The 20,013-nt window shown below is 70.4% G+C and carries 19 protein-coding genes; 12 read left to right on the forward strand and 7 right to left on the reverse strand.

What is annotated here, in order from left to right; genetic code table 11:
- Positions 1-989: hypothetical protein (locus tag BM013_RS41680; RefSeq protein WP_256221343.1), on the reverse strand; the 989-nt coding region annotated here is incomplete at its 3' end.
- Between BM013_RS41680 and BM013_RS01025 the strand changes: the two genes are divergently transcribed.
- Entirely contained in the window at positions 925-2,238 is a 1,314-nt protein-coding gene (locus tag BM013_RS01025) for a YadA family autotransporter adhesin (RefSeq protein WP_256221344.1), read from the forward strand. The two genes, BM013_RS41680 and BM013_RS01025, sit on opposite strands and share 65 nt — an antisense overlap.
- A gap of 12 nt (positions 2,239-2,250) precedes the next feature.
- Here the strand turns inward: BM013_RS01025 and BM013_RS01030 are convergent, their stop codons facing one another.
- The gene (locus tag BM013_RS01030) at positions 2,251-3,471 is read right to left on the reverse strand and encodes an MFS transporter (protein ID WP_093121714.1); all 1,221 of its coding nucleotides are present in this window, start codon (positions 3,469-3,471) and stop codon (positions 2,251-2,253) included.
- A gap of 125 nt (positions 3,472-3,596) precedes the next feature.
- A complete protein-coding gene (locus BM013_RS01035; protein ID WP_256221346.1) occupies positions 3,597-4,529 on the reverse strand; it encodes a LysR family transcriptional regulator in 933 nt (310 codons plus the stop codon).
- Positions 4,530-4,562: 33 nt separating this feature from the next.
- Between BM013_RS01035 and BM013_RS01040 the strand changes: the two genes are divergently transcribed.
- Positions 4,563-4,769, forward strand: coding sequence for a hypothetical protein (locus tag BM013_RS01040; RefSeq protein ID WP_371279623.1), 207 nt, complete (start codon positions 4,563-4,565; stop codon positions 4,767-4,769).
- Between the two features lie 15 nt (positions 4,770-4,784).
- Here BM013_RS01040 and BM013_RS01045 read toward each other — a convergent pair whose 3' ends face one another.
- On the reverse strand, positions 4,785-5,681 hold the full coding sequence (locus BM013_RS01045; protein WP_093121719.1) for a LysR substrate-binding domain-containing protein: 897 nt from the start codon (positions 5,679-5,681) through the stop codon (positions 4,785-4,787).
- 78 nt (positions 5,682-5,759) lie between these two features.
- Here BM013_RS01045 and BM013_RS01050 point away from each other — a divergent pair, with 78 nt between their 5' ends.
- Complete coding sequence (locus BM013_RS01050; RefSeq protein WP_256221347.1) at positions 5,760-6,950, forward strand: MFS transporter; 1,191 nt, start codon at positions 5,760-5,762, stop codon at positions 6,948-6,950.
- Between the two features lie 68 nt (positions 6,951-7,018).
- Positions 7,019-7,639: a pyridoxamine 5'-phosphate oxidase family protein gene (locus tag BM013_RS01055; protein WP_093121724.1), complete on the forward strand. Its 621-nt coding sequence runs from the start codon at positions 7,019-7,021 to the stop codon at positions 7,637-7,639.
- A 45-nt stretch (positions 7,640-7,684) separates the two neighbouring features.
- Here the strand turns inward: BM013_RS01055 and BM013_RS41130 are convergent, their stop codons facing one another.
- From BM013_RS41130 to BM013_RS01065, 3 genes are all read right to left on the reverse strand, one after another.
- Positions 7,685-7,843 carry an HHHH-motif protein gene (locus BM013_RS41130; protein WP_177206496.1) on the reverse strand — a complete coding sequence of 53 codons (159 nt, stop codon included), beginning with the start codon at positions 7,841-7,843 and terminating at the stop codon, positions 7,685-7,687.
- A 357-nt stretch (positions 7,844-8,200) separates the two neighbouring features.
- Positions 8,201-8,563 (reverse strand): VOC family protein, encoded by a 363-nt coding sequence (locus BM013_RS01060; RefSeq protein ID WP_093121726.1) that lies wholly within the window; start codon positions 8,561-8,563, stop codon positions 8,201-8,203.
- A gap of 42 nt (positions 8,564-8,605) precedes the next feature.
- A complete protein-coding gene (locus tag BM013_RS01065; protein WP_093121729.1) occupies positions 8,606-10,489 on the reverse strand; it encodes a M48 family metallopeptidase in 1,884 nt (627 codons plus the stop codon).
- Positions 10,490-10,760: 271 nt separating this feature from the next.
- On the opposite strand from BM013_RS01065, the gene BM013_RS01070 reads away from it, so the two are divergent.
- From BM013_RS01070 to BM013_RS01105, 8 genes are all read left to right on the forward strand, one after another.
- Positions 10,761-11,618, forward strand: coding sequence for a CmcJ/NvfI family oxidoreductase (locus tag BM013_RS01070; RefSeq protein WP_093121731.1), 858 nt, complete (start codon positions 10,761-10,763; stop codon positions 11,616-11,618).
- A 179-nt stretch (positions 11,619-11,797) separates the two neighbouring features.
- Positions 11,798-13,021, forward strand: coding sequence for a multidrug effflux MFS transporter (locus BM013_RS01075; RefSeq protein ID WP_177225399.1), 1,224 nt, complete (start codon positions 11,798-11,800; stop codon positions 13,019-13,021).
- Positions 13,021-14,493: an MFS transporter gene (locus BM013_RS01080; RefSeq protein ID WP_177225400.1), complete on the forward strand. Its 1,473-nt coding sequence runs from the start codon at positions 13,021-13,023 to the stop codon at positions 14,491-14,493. The genes BM013_RS01075 and BM013_RS01080 overlap by 1 nt, the downstream gene beginning before the upstream one ends.
- A 20-nt stretch (positions 14,494-14,513) precedes the next feature.
- Positions 14,514-15,173: a paraquat-inducible protein A gene (locus tag BM013_RS01085; protein WP_093121734.1), complete on the forward strand. Its 660-nt coding sequence runs from the start codon at positions 14,514-14,516 to the stop codon at positions 15,171-15,173.
- Complete coding sequence (locus BM013_RS01090) at positions 15,170-15,925, forward strand: paraquat-inducible protein A (protein ID WP_093121736.1); 756 nt, start codon at positions 15,170-15,172, stop codon at positions 15,923-15,925. Before BM013_RS01085 ends, BM013_RS01090 begins: the two co-directional genes overlap by 4 nt.
- Positions 15,922-17,589 (forward strand): PqiB family protein, encoded by a 1,668-nt coding sequence (locus BM013_RS01095; protein WP_093121739.1) that lies wholly within the window; start codon positions 15,922-15,924, stop codon positions 17,587-17,589. Before BM013_RS01090 ends, BM013_RS01095 begins: the two co-directional genes overlap by 4 nt.
- Positions 17,586-18,233, forward strand: a complete 648-nt coding sequence (locus BM013_RS01100; protein WP_093121741.1) for a PqiC family protein — start codon at positions 17,586-17,588, stop codon at positions 18,231-18,233. Before BM013_RS01095 ends, BM013_RS01100 begins: the two co-directional genes overlap by 4 nt.
- Positions 18,234-18,390: 157 nt before the next feature.
- The gene (locus tag BM013_RS01105; RefSeq protein WP_093121744.1) at positions 18,391-20,010 is read left to right on the forward strand and encodes an MFS transporter; all 1,620 of its coding nucleotides are present in this window, start codon (positions 18,391-18,393) and stop codon (positions 20,008-20,010) included.
- Positions 20,011-20,013 lie beyond the last annotated feature (3 nt).

Raw genomic sequence — 20,013 nt, forward strand, 5'->3', positions numbered from 1 at the left:
GCGAGCTTGTCCACGGGGCTGAGCACGACGAACAGCAACGTGAGCAGCTTGTCGACCTCGACTTCGACGGGCCTGAGCACCGCAACCAGCGGCATCGAAAGCCTGTCCACCGGTCTCAGCACCGCGACCAGCGGCATCGACAGCTTGTCGACCTCGACGTCCACCGGTCTGAGCACCGCGACAAGCGGGATCTCGAGCCTCTCCACAGGCCTGAGCACAGCCAACAGCGGCATCTTCAGCCTGTCCACCGGACTGAGCACGACGAACAGCAGCGTGGGGAGCTTGTCGACGGGCTTGAGCACGACCAACAGCAATGTGAGCAGTCTTTCGACCGGGCTCAGCACGGCGACAAGCGGCATCTCCAGTTTGTCCACGGGACTCAGCACGACGAACAGCAATGTGGGCAGCTTGTCGACCGGCTTGAGCACCACGAACAGCAACGTGGGAAGTCTGTCGACGGGCCTGAGCACCACGAACAGCAATGTGGGCAGCCTGTCGACGGGCCTGAGCACCACGAACAGCAATGTGGGCAGCCTGTCGACGGGCCTGAGCACCACCAACAGCAACGTCGGCAGCCTGTCGACCGGCTTGAGCACCACGAACAGCAACGTGGGAAGTCTGTCGACGGGCCTGAGCACGACGAACAGCAACGTCGGCAGCCTGTCGACCGGCTTGAGCACGACCAACAGCAATGTCGGCAGCCTGTCGACGGGCCTGAGCACCACCAACAGCAATGTCGGAAGCCTGTCGACCGGCTTGAGCACGACCAACAGCAATGTCGGCAGCCTGTCGACCGGCTTGAGCACCACCAACAGCAATGTCGGCAGCCTCTCCACCGGACTGAGCACCGCCACGAGCGGCATCTCCAGCTTGTCTACAGGCCTGAGCACGACGAACAGCAACGTGGGCAGCCTGTCGACGGCGGTGAGCACCACCACCAGCGGCGTCTCGAGCCTCTCGACGGGGCTGAGCACGGCGACCAGCGGCATCTCCAGCCTGTCCACCGGCGTGAGCACGACCAACAGCAACGTCGGCAGTCTGTCCAGCGGACTCAGCACCACCAACAGCGGCCTCAGCAGCCTCTCCACCAGCGTGATCGGCGCGACGACCGGGTTCAACAGCCTGTCGACCGGGCTGAGCACGGCCAACAGCAATGTCGGCAACCTCAGCACCAGCATCACCAACATCAACAACACGGGCACCAAGTACTTCCACGCCAATTCGGCCGCGGGCGACGCGTCGGCCACCGGGCAGGAGGCGGTGGCGATCGGGCCGCAGGCGGTGGCCAGCGGGGCCAATGCCTTCGCCGCGGGCAACGGCGCGAAGGCCATGGCGGACGGTGCCGTGGCGGTGGGCTTCGGCGCGCAGGCGACCGGCGCCAACGCGATCGCCATCGGCTCGGGCGCACTGGCCACGGGCTCGCAGGCCATCGGCGCCAATGCGCGCGCGGGCGGCGGCGGCGTGGCCGTGGGCGACAACGCGGACGCGGGCGGCACGCCGCTGAGCAAGGCGGCGGGCATTGCGCAGGGCACGGCCATCGGCTTCGGCGCGGTGGTGCAGCAGACCGGCGGCGTGGCGCTGGGCGCGAACTCGGTGGCATCGACCGCGGCGGGCGTGGCGGCCTATGTGCCGGCCAGCGCCACGCCGCAGCAGGCCGCGGCCATCCGGGCGACCAACAGCACGCAGGCCGCGGTGTCGGTGGGCGACCCGGCAAGCGGGCAGTTCCGCCAGATCACCGGCGTGGCGGGCGGCACGGCCGACAGCGACGCCGCCAACATCTCGCAGCTGAAGGCCACGGCCAACGCGGTGGCCGCGGGCGGCGTGCAGTACGCCACCAACCCCGACGGTTCCATCAACTACAACCAGGTCACGCTGGGCAACGGCCAGGCGCCGAACGGCACGCGCATCGGCAACGTGGCGCCGGGCATCCTGCCGAACGACGCCGCCACCGTCGGCCAGGTGCAGGGCATCCAGAACCGCTTGCAGGGCCAGATCGGCGACGTGGCGCGCATCGCGTACTCGGGCGTGGCAATGGCCACCGCCATGAGCTCGCTGCCGCAATCCATGACGCCCGGCAAGAGCCTGATGTCGGTGGGCGTGGGCTACTACTCGGGCTACAGCGCACTGGCCATCGGGTTCTCGCAGCGCTCGGAAAACGGCAAGTGGGTCTACAAGCTCAACGGCGGCGTCAGCGCGCAGCGTTTCAACCTCGGGCTGGGGGTCGGCTACGAGTTCTGAGCCTGGGGTACATCACACGGCTGCCACCGGCAGCCGGTGCAGCGTGGCGATGCGCGAGGCGAAGATGATCGCGGCCTGCAGCACGAAGCCGGCCAGCGCCAGCAGCAGGCAGGCCGGCTCGCCCCATGCCGCGCCCACCACGCCGCCCAGCGCCGCGCCGATGGGCCGCGCACCCGCGTTGATCGTGAGGAACACGGCCGACACGCGGCCCAGCATGGTCGCGGCCGTCACGCTCTGGCGCAATGTGGTCGAGGTGATGACCCAGACCATCGGCCCAGCGCCGAACAGGAAGAACGACAGCGCGGCCAGCCACGCGGCCGGCACGGCGAGCGTGGCCGCCATCGCCGCCGCGGCAAGCACCGCAACCGCCGGCCCGACCTGGATCGCGCGGCCGAACGGCAGCCGCGCCACCACGCGCGGGGTCAGCAGCGCGCCGACCACCATGCCCGCGCCGTACATCGCCAGCGTCATGCCGACCGCTTGCGCGCCAAGGCCCAGCACGCGCACCGCAAAGGGCACGTACCCGGCCTGCAGCACGAACCACGAGATGTTGAAGACCGCGCCGGTCATCAGCATCGGGCGCAGCAGCTCGCTTTGCCAGACGAAGCGCGCGCCGTCGCGCACCTCCAGCAACGGGTGCCTGCCGGAGGCCGGCGCGCGCGGTGCCTCCGTCAGCCGCAGCAGCAGGCCCACGGCCGCGGCCGACAGCACGGCGGCCAGCACGAACGCCGCCGACGCTCCCGCCCATGCGACCAGCGCGCCCGCCAGTGCGGGGCCGGCGGTGAAGGCCGCGCTGCGTGCGAGTTCGAGCCGGCCGTTGGCTTGGGCCAATGCCTCGCGCGGCACCAGCGACGGCACCAGTGCGGGCGCCGCCACGCTGAAGCCCACGGTGCCGACGGCGCCCAGAAAGCCCAGCACCGCGAGCCACGCGATGCCCAGCTTCGACGCCAGCAGCAGGCCGAGCAGCGCGAGCAGCGACACGGCCCGCAACGCTTCGGACCCCACCATCAGGCGCCGGCGCGACATGCGATCAGCCAGCAGGCCCATGGGCATCGACACGAGCAGGAAGGGCAGCGTTTGCACCGCCGCGAGAAAGCCGATCTCGCCGGGGCCGGCGCCGAGCGCGAGCACTGCGATCAGCGGCACGGCCGCGAGGCTCAGCTGTTCGGCGGACTGGGCGGCGAGGTTGGACCAGGCCAGGTTCAGGAAGGGGCGGGGCAGGGGGGCGGACATACGGAGGGACGGATGAGCAGATGGGCGGATGGGCTTCAGGCGAAAACCTCATCGTGCGGGCGCACGCGCTTCGGCGCTGGCCGTTTCCGGACGCGCAAGCGACCGCAACTGCGCCGTCAGCGCCGTCAGCGCCGTGGCTTCGACTTTGCGGCGGGAGCGGGAGAAGGGGCGGGAACAGGGGCCGGTGCAGGGGCGGGAGCGACGACCTCCCTCACGAAGTCGATGAACGCGCGCACCTTCGCGGCCGGCAGGTGCCGCGATGGATAGAGCGCATACAGCGGAATCCGCTCGCCGGGCCAGTCCGGAAAAAGATCCATCAGCGCGCCGCGGTCGAGCAACGGCTGGATGCCCACCGCCTTGATCTGCGCCACGCAGATGCCCGCCAGCGTGGTCTCGAGAATGGTGCCGGGGTCGCTCAACAGCAGCCGCCCCGCGGTGGGCACCTTGAGCAGCTTGCGCCCGCGCTGGAACTCCCAGCCAAAGGGCTGGCCCGTGACGGGGTTGCGCACCTGCAGGCAGGCATGGCCGGCAAGGTCGGCCGGTTTCGCGGGCCGCCCGTGCCGCGCGACATAGGCAGGCGTGGCCACGGTGACCACGCGCGAGTCCATCAGCTTGCGTGCCACCAGCGACGACGACGGCGGCTCGCCGAAGCGCACGGCAATGTCGAAGCCCTCGGCCACCAGGTCGCCGAGCTGTTCGCGCGCAATCAGCTCGAGCGTGAGCTCGGGGTGCTGCGCAAGAAAGCGCGGCAGGTGCTGTGCCAGCAGCAAGCGTGACGTGAAGGCGTCGGTGTTCACGCGCAACCGGCCGCGCACCGCGCCGGACGAGCCCGAGGCGATGGTCACCGCGTCCTCGATGCCGAGCACCAGCGGGTTGATGTTGGCGTAGAGCAGCCGGCCTTCGTCGGTGAGGTTGAGCGAACGCGTCGTGCGGTCGAACAGCCTCACGCCGATGCGGCCCTCGAGCCGTGCGATGGCGCGGCTCACGCCGGAAGGTGTGAGGCCGAGCGCGGTGGCGGCGCTGGCGAAGCTGCCGCCTTCGACCACGGCGGCCAGCACGCTGACGTTGGAGAGAAGGCGTCCGTCGCGCAGGTGCTGGGCCGGCCGGTGCGCGCCGAGGCGGTGCCGCGCGAGACCTGGGGCGCCATCTTTCGCGCGCAGGGCATGCGCGACCCGGTGCCGCGCATCCAGATGCTCGACGGGTTCAACGAAGGGTGGATCCGCTTCGAGGGCGCCGATGCGAGCGTGCGCAAGGGCAGGGTGGGCGTGGCGGAGGTGATCCGGTCGCTGCTCGATTGAGCGGCGGGTCGCTCTTCAAACGCTCTCTGCACGCATCTGCTCGAACCACTCCGCCACGTACGCGGCCTCCGGGGCGGCGCCGGGCGCCAGGCCGTAGTAGTAGCGATCGAGCGTCATGCGCAGCGTGGGCAGCGGCGACTGCAGGCGGCCCGAGGCCAGGTCGTGCGCCACCAGCGAGGTCGGCGCCAGCGCGATGCCCAGTCCGTCGACCGCGGCCTGCAGCACGAAGTGCAGGTGGTCGAACTGCAGTCGGCCGGCGGGCCGGGTGCGCGGCGCGCCGAACTGCTTCTTCCACGCGTCCCAGTCGTCCTTGCGCGTCCGGGCCGACAGCAGCACGTGCGAGGCGAGCGCGCGAAGGTCCGCGAGCGGGTGCGTCCTGAAGAGCGCCGGCGCGCCGACCACGAGCACTTCGTCTTTCAGGAATGGCCGCACCTTGATGGAAGGCGGCCAGCCGTCGAGCCCGCGGCGCACCGCGATGTCGAAGCTGTCGAAGCCGCCGATAGCCTGCTCGGGCATCACGGTGCTTGTCACAACCTGCGGCTCGATGTCCGGAAAGCGCTCGACGAAGGAGGGCAGGCGCGGAATGAGCCAGCGCACCGCGAACGAAGGCCGCACGTTGATCCGCACCGCGCGGGCCGGCCCCTGCGCCTGGAGCGCCTGCGCCGCCGCGTTGATCTGCGAAAGCGCGGGCTCCACTTCGGCGAAAAACTGCTGCCCCTCGGCCGTCAGCGAGACCTGCCGTACGCGCCGCTCGAACAGCGCCACGCCCAGGAACTCTTCGAGGCTCTTGATCTGCCGGCTCACCGCGCTGTGCGTCACATGCAACTCGAGCGCGGCGCGCGTGAAGCTCAGGTGGCGGGCCGCGGCGGCAAAGGCGCGCACGGCGTTCAGGGGCGGTTCTCTGGACGGCATGCGTGCAATTTTCTCACGCATGACGCACGTTAATGTCGTTTGTCGGCGGGGCAGGGCGCGGCGCACCATCGGCGCTCGATGTCACGCACCTCTTCCCCTCCGGCCGCCTCGGCGGCCAATCTCACCGATCTCGCAGATCGCACCGACCTGAATTCCCGCCACGCGGCGATGGCCCTCGGCCTCTCGCTGCCGGCCGACGTGGTGCTCTACCTGCTGTTGCCGATGTATGCGAGCCAGTTCGGCGTGACGCTGGCCGAGGCCGGCATGCTGCTCGCGGCCAACCGGCTGGTGCGCATTGCGGGCTACGGCCATGTGGCGCGTTTCTACGCACGCCACGGCGACCGGCTGACCTGCACGATCGCCGTGCTGGCGGCGGCCGCCTGCGGTCTCGGCTACGCCACGCTCTCCGGCTTCTGGGCGCTGCTGCCACTGCGGCTCACATGGGGCCTGTGCTTCGCGGCGCTGAACCTGTCGACGCAGGCACTGGCCACGGCCGACCCCGTGGGCGCCGCGCGGCGCAACGGCCGTTCGCGCGCCTTCATCGCGATGGGGCCGGTGCTGGCGCTGCCGCTGGGCGCGCTGCTGGCGCACTGGAGCGGGCCGCGCGCCATCTTCGGCATCCTCGCGGTGTTCTCGCTGCTCGCGTGGTTCGTCACGCGGCGCCTGCCCGCGGCGCCGCACCCGGTGGGCAAGCCCACGCGGCGTTTCAAGTGGCCCAACAGCCTGGACAGCTGGTCGTTCATGGAAGGGCTGGCGCTCGACGGGCTCTTCATCGTCGGCCTGTCGTACCTGGGCAAGGACCTGATGCCCGGCGGCGCGGTGATCGTGGCCGGCGTGCTGATGGCGCTGCGCTACCTCGCGGAGATCCTGCTGAGCCCGGCCGGCGGGCACATGGCGGAGCGCTTCGGCGCGGAGCGGCTGCTGGTGGGCCTGTCGCTGGTCACGGCCGTCGCGCTGGTGGGCTTCGGCCTTGGCTGGCTGTGGAGTTGCGCGGCGCTGATCGTGGTGCTGCGCGCCTTGCAGCTGCCCTTGCTGCCGCCCATCGTGGCGCGCCGCACGCCCGGCCCCGAGCGGGTGCAGGCGCTGGCCGCGCGCTCGGTGTGGCGCGACATCGGCGCGGGCACCGGGCCGTTGATGGCCGGCCTGTTGCTGCCCGTGGCGTCGCCGCCGTGGATCTACGGCGTGGCCGCGCTGCTGCTGGCCGCGAGCGCGCTGGCCTGCGGCTGGAATGCGGCGCCCGCCACGGACGCGCCACGCACGGCCAACTGACCTTCAGACTGACCCGCCGACTACATTCCCATCGCCATCCAGAAGCCACCGCCACCGCTGCCACCACCATGACCACGCCTTACGCCATCGACACCGTCGCCCAGCTCGAAGCCCTGTTCGGCCAGCCCGGCGACGCTTCGTTGAAGAAGGAAGTGCCGTACCTGCACCCGTCGTACCAGGCGCTGATTGCCGCGTCGCCCTTCGCGGCGCTGGCCACGCTCGGCCCCGGCGGGCTCGACGTGTCGCCGCGCGGCGACCCGCCGGGCTTCGTGGCGGTGCAGGACGAGAAGACGCTGCTGATGCCCGAGCGCCGCGGCAACAACCGCATCGACAGCCTGCGCAACATCGTGGCCGACCCGCGCGTGGCGCTGCTGTTCCTGATTCCGGGCGTGGGCGAAACCTTGCGTGTGAACGGCAGGGCGCGGATCACCGCAGAGCCGGAGTTGCTGGCGCGCTTCGCGATGGACGGCAAGCCGCCGCAGTGCGTGATCCGCATCGAGGTGGAGACGGTGTTCTTCCAGTGCGCCCGCGCGATCCAGCGTTCCAAGCTGTGGGCGCCGCTGCCGGCGGACGCGAAACGCGAGGTACCGACGCCGGGGGCGATCCTGTCCGCGCTGACCGAATCGGCCTTCGACGGAACCACTTACGACCGCGAACTGGCCGCGCGCCAGCGCGCGACCCTGTATTGAAAAAGCCCGCTGGCGCGGGCTTTGTGGTGGCGGCTGCCGGGGCGATCAACGCACCCAGTGGCACACGCGGTGGTGGTGGCGCGCGTCCCACTTGCACACCTTGTGCGAACGGTGGTTGGGCGCTGCCGAGGCAATGCTGGGGGCCAGCACGGCGAGGCCGGCGAAAGCGAGAACGGTCGAGAGGATGAGCTGCTTGGTCTTCATGTGATTCTTTCTAAGCAATGGCATCGAGGTTGAGGAGTGCGTCTTTCAACGGGCGCCCTCGTAAAACGAGCCTGGGACACATTCAGATGACGACTGCTTACGCTTTTCGCGTGAAATAGTTCACAGGCTTCGAGACGGCAAAGAATTTCTTCCCGGCCGCCCCAAGTTATCTGCCTGGCGCCCGCGGCGGGCCGCCTCGGTCATGGCGGCCTCTTCACTTCCAGCCCGGATTCCCATGTTCTCGCTCGCAGGAAAAACCGCCCTCGTCACCGCTGGCCGAGCCGTCCCGGGGCGGGCTGGACATCTTCTTGGCCAATGCCGGCACTGCCTTCGGCACGCCGGCGGACAGGGGCAGGTTCACTGCCGAAACGCGCGGCTCGAGATGGCCACCGGGTTCCCGTCCGGATCCTTCGCATTGGCGAACGCATAGCCGTTGGCCTGGTGCGTGGGCCCGAACGCCAGCCCCTGCGCCGCGGCCTTCTGCCTGAAGCCCTCGATGTCCTGGACGTCGAACATCAGCTTCACGCCGACCTGGCCGAGCTTCACGCTCTTGGCGGCCTGGTGGATCAGCAGGTGGGTGCCGCCGCCCGTCGGCTCGAGCTCGATCAGGCCCTCGACCACCGCCAGGCTCGACATGAAACCGAAGTGCGCGCAATAGAACTCGGCGGTGGCGCGCATGTCGCGCGCGTAGAGGATGAGCGTGTGCAGCGCCTGGGGCATCGGGGAGGGCGGATTTTTCTCTTGAGTCAACGCGGGGGTTCTCTAATCGGAAGACGCATCGTCGGGCGCGGCCGGCGGTTGCCGTTGCTGCGCCCGCATGATCTGGTGGCGCTGCCAGTAGTGCCCGGCGGCGGCCTTGAAGTTCTCCTTCTGCTTGCCGAGGCCCGCGAGCTTCACCTTGGTGGTGCGCGCGCCCAGCATGCCCTTGTCGTGGTGGGTCACGACGAGGGTGTCGCCGAAGCTGCTGTCCTTGTAGGCCAGGCCCTTGACCTCGTCCCAGGCAATGGTCGAGCTGCCGTCCGCGCTCGGGTGCAGCCCGGCGTAGCTCACGTCGATGCGGTTGCCGTTCTTCAGTGCGAAGCCGACCGGCGGGAAGTGCCGCAGCACCACCGCGCGCTCTTCCTCGGTGGCCGGCTCGTAGCGGTAGGCCAGGCTCAGCTCGTGGTTCTGCACGAAGCGCTGCTCGTAGTCGCTCCACAGGCGGCCTTCGATGGCGCGGGCGGTCTCGATCTCGTCGGCCCACGAAGCCTGCGGCGCGGTCGCGACGATGGCGCCGTAGCCGCTCTCGGCCACATGGTGGCCGACGTTGCGCATGCGCTCCAGCAGCGGCGGGTGGGTGTCGTAAGGGTGCGGCACGTCGGCGGTCTTCATGGCCTCGATGAACGCCGCGGAGCGCGCATAGGGCGGCAGGCCGTCGGCCACGAAACCGGCGATGCCGAGCGCGCCGTCGTGCTCGCGGTTCTGCGCGAACAGCTGGCGCTCCACGTCGTTGCGGTAGCTGGCATAGGCCGAGATCTTGATGAGCGACTGCACGATGGCATGCGGCGCGGTGAGGCCGGCGGCCACGCGGTCGGCCTTGTATTCGCGCTCGCGGCTGTCGCGCGCCAGTGCGAAGGCGAAGATCATGCGGTACAGCCGCAGCAGGTAGTGCGCGACGATGGTGAGGCCGCCGCCGCGCATCTTCCAGGTGTACTGGTCGAACTGCAGCAGCTTGGGGCCGAGCGCCGCGCTGCTGCGCGTGTCGCCGCCGCCCAGGTGGGCCAGCTCGTGCGCGAGCACCGCGTCGGCCTCGGTCTGGTCGAGCACGCGCAGCAGCGGAATGCTCACGAACAGCGTGCGGCCGTGCAGCGCCTGGCCGCGCACCTCGCACGGGGCCTCGGTCACGAAGAAGTTGGTGTCGATGCCGGCCACGATCTGGTCGGGCGGCGCGGTCTTCACGCGGCCGGCCAGCTGGCGGATGCGTTCCCACAGGCGCGGCGCGTCGGCCTGCGCGATGAGCTCGCCCTCGATCTCGTTGCCCGAGGGCAGCTTCTTGAACAGCGTGTAGATGGCGTAGAACACCGCCGCGCCGGCCGCGATGCCGGCCAGCGCGATGAGCTTGATGTAGTAGCTGTGCCAGAAGAACGCGGTGAGCCAGAACGACAGCCACACCAGCATCGCGCTCTGCAAAACGACCTCGACCGCGCTCGATACGGTCATGAGCCGCCAGCCGGCCACGAAGCTGGCGTAGCGCAAGCCGCGGTTGGCAAAGGCCAGCGCGCCCAGCACCAGCGCCGCCGCGAGCAGCGCCGCGCCGAGGCCGATGGTCCAGATGGCGGCGCGGTCGGCCCAGTGGAACTGCCACTGCATCGCGTACGGGCTGCACACCTTGTCGTGGAAGTCCCTGTCTTCCGGCGCGGTGGCGTCGCAGGCCTTGGAGAGCGGGTGGCCGCGGTAGAACTCGAGCGTGCCGGCCTTGTCTTCGGCCGACATGCGGGTGTTGGCGGCAATGCGCTTTTCCACCGATTGCAGGAAGTCCGCGTCCTGCGAACGCAATGCGTATTCGGTGAAGGCGAGCGTGGCCGCCGGAATGGCGAACAGCGAGACGAGCGTGAGAACGAAGACGCGCAAGAGGTCGCGATGGACCGTGGTGCGGGCGATGGCCATGAAGTGCTTCTCCTGGAAAGCGGCTGCTGTGTGTTGTTGTCGGGCGGTCCGGGAAGGCGATAGCGTAGCGCGGGTGGCGCGCGGCGAGTGGAGCGGATTGGAGTGAAGCGCGCCGCGGCGTCAAGCGGCGCCGGGCACCGACCTGCGCCGAATAAGGTTATCGCTTTCGCGCAGTTCCGCCGCGCGGGGCGCAGGTATAGCCTTCGTATTCAACTCAAGGAGCTGTCTTGACCGTGAGCGCATTGCAGGGAATCTCGAGGGGGCGCGCCGCATGAGCGCCGGATCGAATGGCCACATGCTGGCCGCGACGCTGCCGTCCGTGGAGGCGGAGCTCAACTACCTGAAGCCGGGGCAGGGCAGGCCCGTGAGCTACACCTTCGAGCCGCCGCCGGGCACGCCCTGGGTCACGGGCGAACTCGAGGCGCGCCGCGTGACCATCCGCGACGGGCGCCCGCTGGTGGCGCTGAACGAGCTGACGCTCGACCGCAGCGGCTTCACGCAGATTTCGCACCGCAGCGTGGTGGCCGACTTCTCGCACGACGGCACGATCCGCGACATCTACTACCGCGAGGCCGAGGCGCTGCTGCGCGACGTGACCGGCGCCGAGAAGATCGTGGTGTTCGACCACACGCTGCGCGACAGCGCGCAGGGCTCGCGCCGCACCGCCGAGCTGCGCGAGCCGGTGCGCCGCGTGCACAACGACCAGACCGCCGTCTCCGCGCCGCGCCGCGTGCACGCCCACCTGCCGCCCGAGGAGGCCGAGGAGCGGCTGAAGCACCGCTGGGCGATCGTCAACCTGTGGCGCCCGCTGGCCACGGTCGAGCGGCTGCCGCTGGCGCTGTGCGACGCGCGCTCCATCGCCCCTGCAGACCTGGTGCCCAGCGACCTGGTCTACCCCGACCGGGTGGGCGAGACCTGTTCGTTCACCTGGAACCCGGAGCACCGCTGGTACTGGTTCCCGCGGCTGCGGCCCGACGAGGCGCTGCTGCTGAAGGTCTTCGATTCGCGCGAGGACGTTGCCCACTGGTCGGCCCACACCGCGTTCGAAGACCCCACCGGCGCGCGCGAGGCACCGGCACGCCGCAGCATCGAGCTGCGCGCGCTGGTGTTCTGGCCGGCCGGAAAGTAGGTCGAAGCTACGCATCGCGCCGGCGCCGTCCTGGCTCGCGCCAGCGCTCTACCGCCTCGCGCGGCGCAATTCTTCGAACAGAATTAGCGCGCGGCTCATCGTGTGAAGCGGCGGGAGCAGCGGGAGCGGGGCAGACCCCACGCCTGCACCGATCGCCGCCCTTGGCGACAATCGGGCCAATGCGTTCTTCCCCCTTCTTCAAGATGGCCCTGCTGCTGGGCCTGCTCTCGGCCATCGGGCCTTTCGCCATCGACATGTACCTGCCGGCGCTGCCGGCCATCGGACAGAACCTGCACGCCGACATCGGCGCGGTGCAGCTGAGCCTCACGGCGTTCTTCCTGTCGCTGGGCGCGGGCCAGCTGCTCTACGGCCCGGTGTCCGACATGGTCGGGCGCAAGCCGCCGCTGTATGCGGGCCTGGTGCTGTTCGCGCTGGCCAGCGTGGGCTGCGCGATGGCCACCGACATCCAGACGCTGATCGTGCTGCGCTTCGTGCAGGGCCTGGGCGCCGCGGCCGGCATGGCCATTCCGCGCGCCGTGGTGCGCGACCTGCACACCGGCACCGACGCGGCGCGGCTGATGTCGCTGCTGATGCTGGTGTTCAGCGTGTCGCCCATTCTGGCGCCGCTCGCGGGCAGCGCGGTGATCGCCTTCGCGGGCTGGCGCGGCGTGTTCTGGGCCGTGACCATCGCGGCCGTGGCGGGACTGGCCATGATGGTCAAGCTGCTCGAGGAGACGCGCCCGGCCTCCGAGCGCGTGGAGAGCAGCCTGGGCAGTGCGCTCGCGGCCTACTGGCTGCTGCTGCGCGACTCGCACTACCTCGGGCTGGTGTTCATCGGCAGCTTCGCGATGGCGGGCTTCTTCACCTACTTGGCGAATTCGTCGTTCGTGATGATCGACCACTACGGCCTGTCGCCCGCCATGTACAGCGTGGCCTTCGGCGTGAACGCGGCCGCCTTCATCGCGGCCTCGCAGTTCACCGGCGCGCTGGGCGAGCGCTACGGGCTGGTCAACCTGGTCAAGTTCGGCGTGGTGTGCTGCGGCGTGGCCATGGTCGCGATGTTCGTGTACTTCGCGATGGGCGGCGACAGCATCTGGGTGCTGATCGTCCTGTACTTCATCGCCTCCGGCTTCATGGGCCTGGTGATCCCGACCACCGGCGTGCTGGCGCTGGAGATGCACGGCGCCATTGCCGGCACGGCCTCGGCGCTGCTGGGCACGCTGCAGATGCTCACCGGCGCGCTGGCCATGGCGGTGGTGGGCTTCTTCACCGACGGCCGCCCGCTGCCGATGGTGGCCGGCATGGCCGCCGGCGCGCTGATCGCGCTCGTGCTGACCTGGCTCACGCTGGGCCGCGTGCGCTCCGAACCCACACGCAAGGCAGGAAGGACACAGCAAGCCTGATGAACACGCTACGCGCAGGCGCCACGCTCCCGGCGGCCGAAGACAACGACAGCAACAAGAACAACCCGCCCAAGCCGATCGACGGGCTCGCGCAGCCGGAGCGCGGATGGGCCATGCTGGTCATCATCCTCGGGCTGATCGTGGCGGTGCTGGACGGCACCATCGTCAACCTGGCGCTGCCGGGCATCGCGCGCGAGCTGCAGGCCAGCGCGTCGCAGTCGATCTGGGTGGTCAACGCCTACCAGATCGCCACGCTGGTGATGCTGCTGCCGCTGGCCTCGCTGGGCGACCTGGTGGGCTACCGGCGCGTGTACCTGGTGGGCATGGCGGTGTTCACGCTGTCCTCGCTGGCCGCCACCTTCGCCAATTCGCTGGGCACGCTGATCGCGGCGCGCGCGTTCCAGGGCCTAGGCGCGGCCGGCATCATGAGCGTGAACGCGGCGCTGGTGCGGCTCACGTACCCGTCGTCGCAGCTGGGCAAGGGCATGGCCATCAACTCGCTGGTGGTGGCCACTTCCTCGGTGGCCGGGCCGTCGGTGGCGGCGGCCATCCTGTCGGTGGCCTCGTGGCCGTGGCTCTTCGCCATCAACGTGCCGCTGGGCATCATCACCTTCGCGCTGGGCATGCGGGCGCTGCCGTTCAACCGCGTGGCGCCGGCGGCGGGGCTGCGGTTCTCGCCGGTCGACGTGACGCTCAACATCCTGATGTTCTCGCTGGTGTTCCTGGGCGTCGACCGCCTGGGCGTGCGTGAAGGGCCGGTGCAGGGCGCCGGCGGCTCGCAGGCCTCGGCCTGGGGCATCCTGCTGGCGGGCGTGGCCGTCGGCGTCGTCTACCTGCTGCGCCAGCGCAAGCAGGCGGTGCCGCTGTTTCCGATCGACCTGCTGCGCATTCCGGTGTTCGCGCTGTCGATGAGCACCTCGGTGGCCGCGTTCTGCGCGCAGATGCTGGCCTACATCGCCTTGCCGTTCCTGTTGCTGGACGTGTACGGCCGCAGCCACATCGAGGCCGGCCTGCTCATCACGGCCTGGCCGCTGGCCATCGTGGTGATGGCGCCCATCGCCGGGCGGCTCATCGGCCGCTACCCCGACGGGCTGCTGGGCGGCATCGGCCTGGGCCTGCTGGCCGCCGGCCTGGCGCTGCTGGCGGCGCTGCCCGCGGACCCGGGCAATGCCGACATCGCCTGGCGCATGGCGTTGTGCGGGCTGGGCTTCGGGCTGTTCCAGTCGCCGAACAACCACACCATCGTGACCTCGCCGCCGGCGCACCGCAGCGGTGCGGCCAGCGGCATGCTGGGCACCGCCCGGCTCACAGGCCAGACGCTGGGCGCGGTGGTGCTGGCGGGCGTCTTCAGCTTCTGGAGCCCGCACGGCGGCCACGGCCCGGTGGTGGCGCTGGTGCTGGCCGCCAGCTGCGCCGCGGTGGCAGCCGTTTTCAGTACTCTGCGTCTAAAGACGACAAGCCGCGGCGCCTGAATGAGTTAGGGTACTCACCTATGAAGGAAGTACCTGACACCGTGGTCTGCCCGGGGTGCGATGCGGTCTACGGCCGCACGCCGCTGCGCCCGCGCGACGTGGCGCGCTGCCCGCGCTGCGGCACGGAGCTCGACCGGCACCCGGGCGAGCAGGAGCGCCGCATCCTTCCGCTGACGGTGGCCAGCCTGATCATGTTCGCCATCGCGAACCTGTTTCCCATCGTCGAGATCGAGCTGCGCGGCCTCACCAGCCAGACCACGCTGGCCGGCGCGGTGATGGCGCTGAGCGCCGAGGGCATGTCGCTGGTGGCGCTGCTGGTGCTGGCCACGACCATCCTGTTTCCGCTGCTGCAGCTGTGCATCCTGGCCTACCTGCTGGTGCCGCTGAGCCGCGAGCACCGCCCGGTGGGCTTCGCGCTGCTGGTGCGGGCCATGCAGTCGCTGCGGCCCTGGGGAATGATCGAGGTGTTCCTGCTCGGGGTGCTGGTGGCCATCGTCAAGCTCAGCAGCATGGCCACGGTGGTGCCGGGGCCGGCGCTCTGGGCCTTCGTGGCGCTCACGGTGCTGCTCACGGCGGTGCTGTCGTTCAACCCGGGCGCGTTCTGGGAGATGAAGTTCCGCGAGCAGCATGATGGAGACCACGGAGACGACGCGGACCGCGACGGCAAGGCCGCGGCATGAAGCTGTTCGACGCCCTGCGCCTGCGCGGCCACCACGACCATGAGGACGACGAGGAGGCCCCCGTTGCCACCTCGGCCTCGCTCGGCCTCATGGCCTGCCGGCATTGCGCCGCGGTGTGGAAGGACGCGCGCGAGGGCGACGCCTGCGGGCGCTGCGGCACGCACCTGCACGTGCGCAAGCCGCAGAGCCTGGCGCGCACCTGGGCCTTCCTGATCGCGGCCTGCATGATGTACATCCCGGCCAACATGCTGCCGGTGATGATCACGCGCACGCTGTTCGGCGCGCAGTACGACACCATCCTGAGCGGGGTGATCTATTTCTGGGTGTCGGGCGCCTGGGGCCTGGCGGCCATCGTCTTCATCGCGAGCTTCCTGGTGCCGCTGTTCAAGCTGGCGGTGCTCTTCCTGCTGGTGGTGCTGGCGCAGCGCGGCAGCACCTGGCGCCAGCGGGAGCGCGCGAAGCTGTATCACATCATCGAGATCATCGGCCGCTGGTCGATGCTCGACGTGTTCGTGGTGTCGCTGCTGACCGGGCTGGTGCAGATCCAGGGCTTCGCGGTGATCACCGCGGGCGTGGGCATCGCGGCCTTCGGCTCGGTGGTGGTGCTGACCATGCTGGCCTCGCTGAGCTTCGACCCGAAGCTCACCTGGGACAGCAAGGAGGCCCAAGCCCTCGCGCACGACATGGCGCAGGGGCAGGGCCAGGAAAATTCGCGGCAGGGACATGAAAACAGGGACGAGAAACCAGCATGAGTGACGACGAGCATCCCCAGGACCCGGCGGCGCAGCCCGCACCCCAGGCGCCGCCCGCGCTGCCCAAGCCGCGCGTGGTGCGCCGGCGCGAGTGGCTGCCCTCGCTGATCTGGCTGATTCCCATCGTGGCGGCGCTGGTCGGCATCACGCTGGTGGCCCGCATCATCCTGGAGCGCGGCCCCGAGGTGGTGCTGACCTTCAAGACCGCCGAGGGCCTGGAGGCCGGCAAGACCGCGGTGAAGTACAAGGACGTGCAGATCGGCCTGGTCACCCACCTGCGGCTGGCGCGCGACCGTTCGCACGTGCGCGTGCTGGTGCAGTTCAACAAGGAAGCCGAGAGCTTCACCGCGTCCGACTCGCGCTTCTGGGTGGTGCGCCCGCGCCTGGACACCTCGGGCATCTCGGGGCTGAACACCTTGCTGTCGGGCGCCTACATCGGCGCCGACCCGGGCGTGTCGAAGGACACGGCCGGCGAGTTCACCGGGCTGGAGACGCCGCCCACCGTCACGCGCGACGACTCGGGCAAGCAGTTTCTGCTGCGTGCCACCGACGTCGGCTCGCTCGACGTGGGCTCGCCCGTGTACTTCCGCCGCGTCAAGGTCGGCCAGGTGGCCGCCTACGAACTCGACGGCGACGGGCGCGGCGTGACCATGCGCGTGTTCGTCAACGCGCCGTACGACAAGTTCGTGGGCATGAACACGCGCTTCTGGCAGGCCAGCGGCATCGACGCGCAGCTCAGCGCCAGCGGCTTCACGCTGCGCACGCAGTCGCTGGCCACCATCCTGCTGGGCGGCATCGCCTTCCGGGCGCCCGACGACGTGATGGGGCCGGTCGCCAAGGAGAACGCCGCCTTCGCGCTGGCGCAGGACGAGGCCGGCGCCATGAAGGAGCCCGACGGCCCTTCGCAAACCCTGCTGATGTACTTCAACCAGTCGCTGCGCGGCCTGACACCAGGCGCGCCGGTCGACTTCCGCGGCGTGGTGATCGGCGAGGTCAAGTCGATCGGCGTGGAGTTCGACCGCGCCGAGCGCGAGTTCCGCATGCCCGTGCTGGTGCAGGTCTACCCCGACCGGCTGCGCCGCCGCGAAGGCAGCGGCAACACAGCCACCCCCGAGTCGCGCTTCACCCAGCAGGAGCGCCTGCGCTTCCTGACCGAGAAGGGCCTGCGCGCCCAGCTGCGCAACGGCAACCTGCTGACCGGGCAGGTCTACGTGGCGCTCGACTTCTTCCCGAAGGCGGCGGTCGCGAAGATCGACCTGACGAAGAACCCGATCGAGCTGCCGACCGTGCCCAACAGCCTCGACGAGATCCAGTCGCAGGTGCAGGAAATCGCGACCAAGCTCAACAAGATTCCCTACGAGCAGATCGCGGGCGACCTGCGCACCACGCTGGCCTCGCTCAACAAGACGCTCGCGGCCGCCGAGCAGACGGTGAACCGCATCAACAGCGACGTCACGCCCGAGCTGGCCGCGGCCATGAAGGACGTGCGCAAGACCGTGAACACGGCCGAGCGCACGCTGGCCGACGACTCGCCGCTGCAGCAGGACATGCGCCAGACCCTGCAGGAACTGACGCGCGCCGCGGGCTCGGTGCGCGTGCTGACCGACTACCTGGAGCGGCATCCCGAGTCGCTGCTGCGCGGCAAACCGGACGACAAGAAATGAAGACGACTCCTGCATTCCTCGCGCCCATCGGACTGGCGGCCGTGCTGGCCGTGCTCGCCGTGCTCGCGGGCTGCGCCAGCAAGCCCGACAGCTACTACACGCTCGCCAGCCCGGTGGCCGCGGCCGACGCCGCGCCGTCCACGCTCGGCGGCAGCGCGCCGCCGCTGTACATCGAGCTCGCGCCGGTGGCCGTGCCCGAGCGCTTCGCGCGCCCGCAGATGGTGGTGCGCCAGCCCAACGGCAGCGTGCAGGTCGAGGTGCTGGAGCAGCACCGCTGGGCCTCGTCGTTCGAGAACGAGCTGCGCGACGCGCTCTCCGCCGGCATCGCCGGGCGCCTGGGCGCGCTCGACGTGACCAAGGGCGGGCGGCAGACCTCGCAGCCGGTGTGGCGCATCGCGGTGCAGCTGCGGCAGTTCGACGCGGTCGACGGCGCACGCGTCGACGCCAGCTTCAGCTGGACGCTGCGCCGCTCGGACGACGCGCGCACCGTGGTGTGCCAGCTGAACCTGGGCGAGGCCGTGGGCAGCGGCATGGACGCGGTGGCGCAGGGCGCGCAGCGCGTGACCTCCGCGGCCGCCGCCGCGATGGCGCGCAGCGTGAGCGCGGCGCGCGCGAACCCGTCGGCGACCGCCTGCACGCTTTGACTTTCTCCCTTCCCCGCTGGGGGAGGGCAGGGATGGGGGCACGACGGCGCTGGCACAGGCAAGGCGTATCGTGCGGGGCAGCCCCCGTGCCAACCTTCCCCCAGAAGGGGAAGGAGCAGCACCGGAATCCGTAGCGGGGAGACCAAGGAGACCTTTCATGGCACAGATCGGCAAGGCGCCCTGCGATGACACGCTGATCCTGCACGGTGCCAGGCCCGAAGAGGGCATTTGCCCCGAGGCCTCCAAGCCCTGGGTGCTGGCCGCGGCCATCGTGGGCTCGAGCATGGCCTTCATCGACGGCACGGTGGTCAACGTGGCGCTGCCCGCCATCCAGGCCGACCTGAAGGCCACCGCCTTCCAGGCCCAGTGGGTGGTCGAGTCGTACGCCTTGCTGCTGGCCGCGCTGCTGCTCGTGGGCGGCGCGCTGGGCGACCATTTCGGGCGGCGGCGCATCTTCGCGATCGGCGTGGGCGTCTTCGCTCTGTCTTCCGTGGGCTGCGCGCTCGCGGGCACGGTGCACCAGCTGATTGCGGCGCGGGCGGTGCAGGGCGTCGGCGGCGCGCTGCTGGTGCCGGGCAGCCTGGCGCTCATCAGCGCCTCCTTCCCCGAGAAGGAACGCGGCAAGGCGATCGGCACGTGGTCGGGCTTCAGCGGCATCACCGCGGCGGTCGGGCCGGTGCTTGGCGGCTTCCTGGTCGATCACTTCTCCTGGACCTGGGCCTTCCTCATCAACATCCCGATGGCGCTGCTGGTGCTGTGGATCGTCTGGCGCCATGTGCCCGAAAGCCGCGGCGCCTCGGCGAGCGGCGGGCTCGACCTGTGGGGCGCGCTGCTGGCGACGGCCGGGCTGGGCGGCATCGTCTATGCCTTCATCGAGGCGCCGACGCAGGGCTGGGCTTCGCCCGCGGTGATCGCGGCGCTGGTCATCGGCGTGGCCGGCAGCCTGGGCTTCGTGGCGGCCGAGCGCCGGGTGCGCGCGCCGATGCTGCCGCTCGCGCTGCTGCGCATCGGCAACTTCAGCGGCGCCAACCTGCTGACGCTGCTGCTGTACGCGGCGCTGGGCGGCGGGCTGTACTTTTTTCCGCTCAACCTGATCCAGGTGCAGGGCTACTCGGCCACGGTGGCGGGCGCGGCGCTGCTGCCGTTCGTGCTGATCCTGTTCGTGCTCTCGCGCTGGGCCGGGCAGCTGGTCGACCGCTTCGGGCCGCGCCTGCCGCTGGTGGTGGGGCCGTCGATCGCGGCCGCGGGCTTCGCGCTGTTCGCGGTGCCGGGCGTGGGAGCCAGCTACTGGAGCGGCTTCCTGCCCGCGGTGGTGGTGCTGGGCCTGGGCATGGCGGTGACCATCGCGCCGCTCACCACCACGGTCATGAACGCGGTGGGGCCCGAGCAGGCCGGCGTGGCCTCGGGCGTGAACAACGCGGTGTCGCGCGCGGCGGCGGTCTTGGCGATCGCGGTGTTCGGCGCGATCATGGCCTGGGCCTTCGACACGGCGCTGGCGGAGCACCTGCGCGGCATGGGCGCCTCGGCGCAGGTGACGGCGTTCCTGGAGGGCGAGCGCAGCAAGCTGGCCGGCGCGGCGGTGCCGCCGGGCGTGGACGCCGCCACCGCCACGGCGCTCAAGCGCGCGGTGGCGGAGTCGTTCGTGGCGGGCTTCCGGTGGGTGATGCTGCTGGGCGCCGCTCTGGCGGCATTGAGCGCGGCCAGCGCATGGTGGATGATTCGCGGCGCTCCCGCCGCCAGGGAGCCGACGAAGGCGGGAGGCCCGGGCAAGACATAAGGA

The sequence above is a fragment of the Variovorax sp. OK605 genome (genome assembly GCF_900115445.1).
GTDB lineage: Bacteria > Pseudomonadota > Gammaproteobacteria > Burkholderiales > Burkholderiaceae_C > Variovorax.

Bases quoted from the DNA above. Each gene is read 5' to 3' on its own strand.
- BM013_RS01080 (WP_177225400.1), top strand. From the start codon at position 13,021: ATGAACACGCTACGCGCAGGCGCCACGCTCCCGGCGGCCGAAGACAAC.
- BM013_RS01075 (WP_177225399.1), top strand. From the start codon at position 11,798: ATGCGTTCTTCCCCCTTCTTCAAGATGGCCCTGCTGCTGGGCCTGCTC.
- BM013_RS01105 (WP_093121744.1), top strand. From the start codon at position 18,391: ATGGCACAGATCGGCAAGGCGCCCTGCGATGACACGCTGATCCTGCAC.
- BM013_RS01030 (WP_093121714.1), bottom strand. From the start codon at position 3,471: ATGTCCGCCCCCCTGCCCCGCCCCTTCCTGAACCTGGCCTGGTCCAAC.
- BM013_RS01050 (WP_256221347.1), top strand. From the start codon at position 5,760: ATGTCACGCACCTCTTCCCCTCCGGCCGCCTCGGCGGCCAATCTCACC.
- BM013_RS01090 (WP_093121736.1), top strand. From the start codon at position 15,170: ATGAAGCTGTTCGACGCCCTGCGCCTGCGCGGCCACCACGACCATGAG.
- BM013_RS01060 (WP_093121726.1), bottom strand. From the start codon at position 8,563: ATGCCCCAGGCGCTGCACACGCTCATCCTCTACGCGCGCGACATGCGC.
- BM013_RS41130 (WP_177206496.1), bottom strand. From the start codon at position 7,843: ATGAAGACCAAGCAGCTCATCCTCTCGACCGTTCTCGCTTTCGCCGGC.
- BM013_RS01085 (WP_093121734.1), top strand. From the start codon at position 14,514: ATGAAGGAAGTACCTGACACCGTGGTCTGCCCGGGGTGCGATGCGGTC.
- BM013_RS01065 (WP_093121729.1), bottom strand. From the start codon at position 10,489: ATGGCCATCGCCCGCACCACGGTCCATCGCGACCTCTTGCGCGTCTTC.
- BM013_RS01100 (WP_093121741.1), top strand. From the start codon at position 17,586: ATGAAGACGACTCCTGCATTCCTCGCGCCCATCGGACTGGCGGCCGTG.
- BM013_RS01095 (WP_093121739.1), top strand. From the start codon at position 15,922: ATGAGTGACGACGAGCATCCCCAGGACCCGGCGGCGCAGCCCGCACCC.
- BM013_RS01045 (WP_093121719.1), bottom strand. From the start codon at position 5,681: ATGCCGTCCAGAGAACCGCCCCTGAACGCCGTGCGCGCCTTTGCCGCC.
- BM013_RS01070 (WP_093121731.1), top strand. From the start codon at position 10,761: ATGAGCGCCGGATCGAATGGCCACATGCTGGCCGCGACGCTGCCGTCC.
- BM013_RS01055 (WP_093121724.1), top strand. From the start codon at position 7,019: ATGACCACGCCTTACGCCATCGACACCGTCGCCCAGCTCGAAGCCCTG.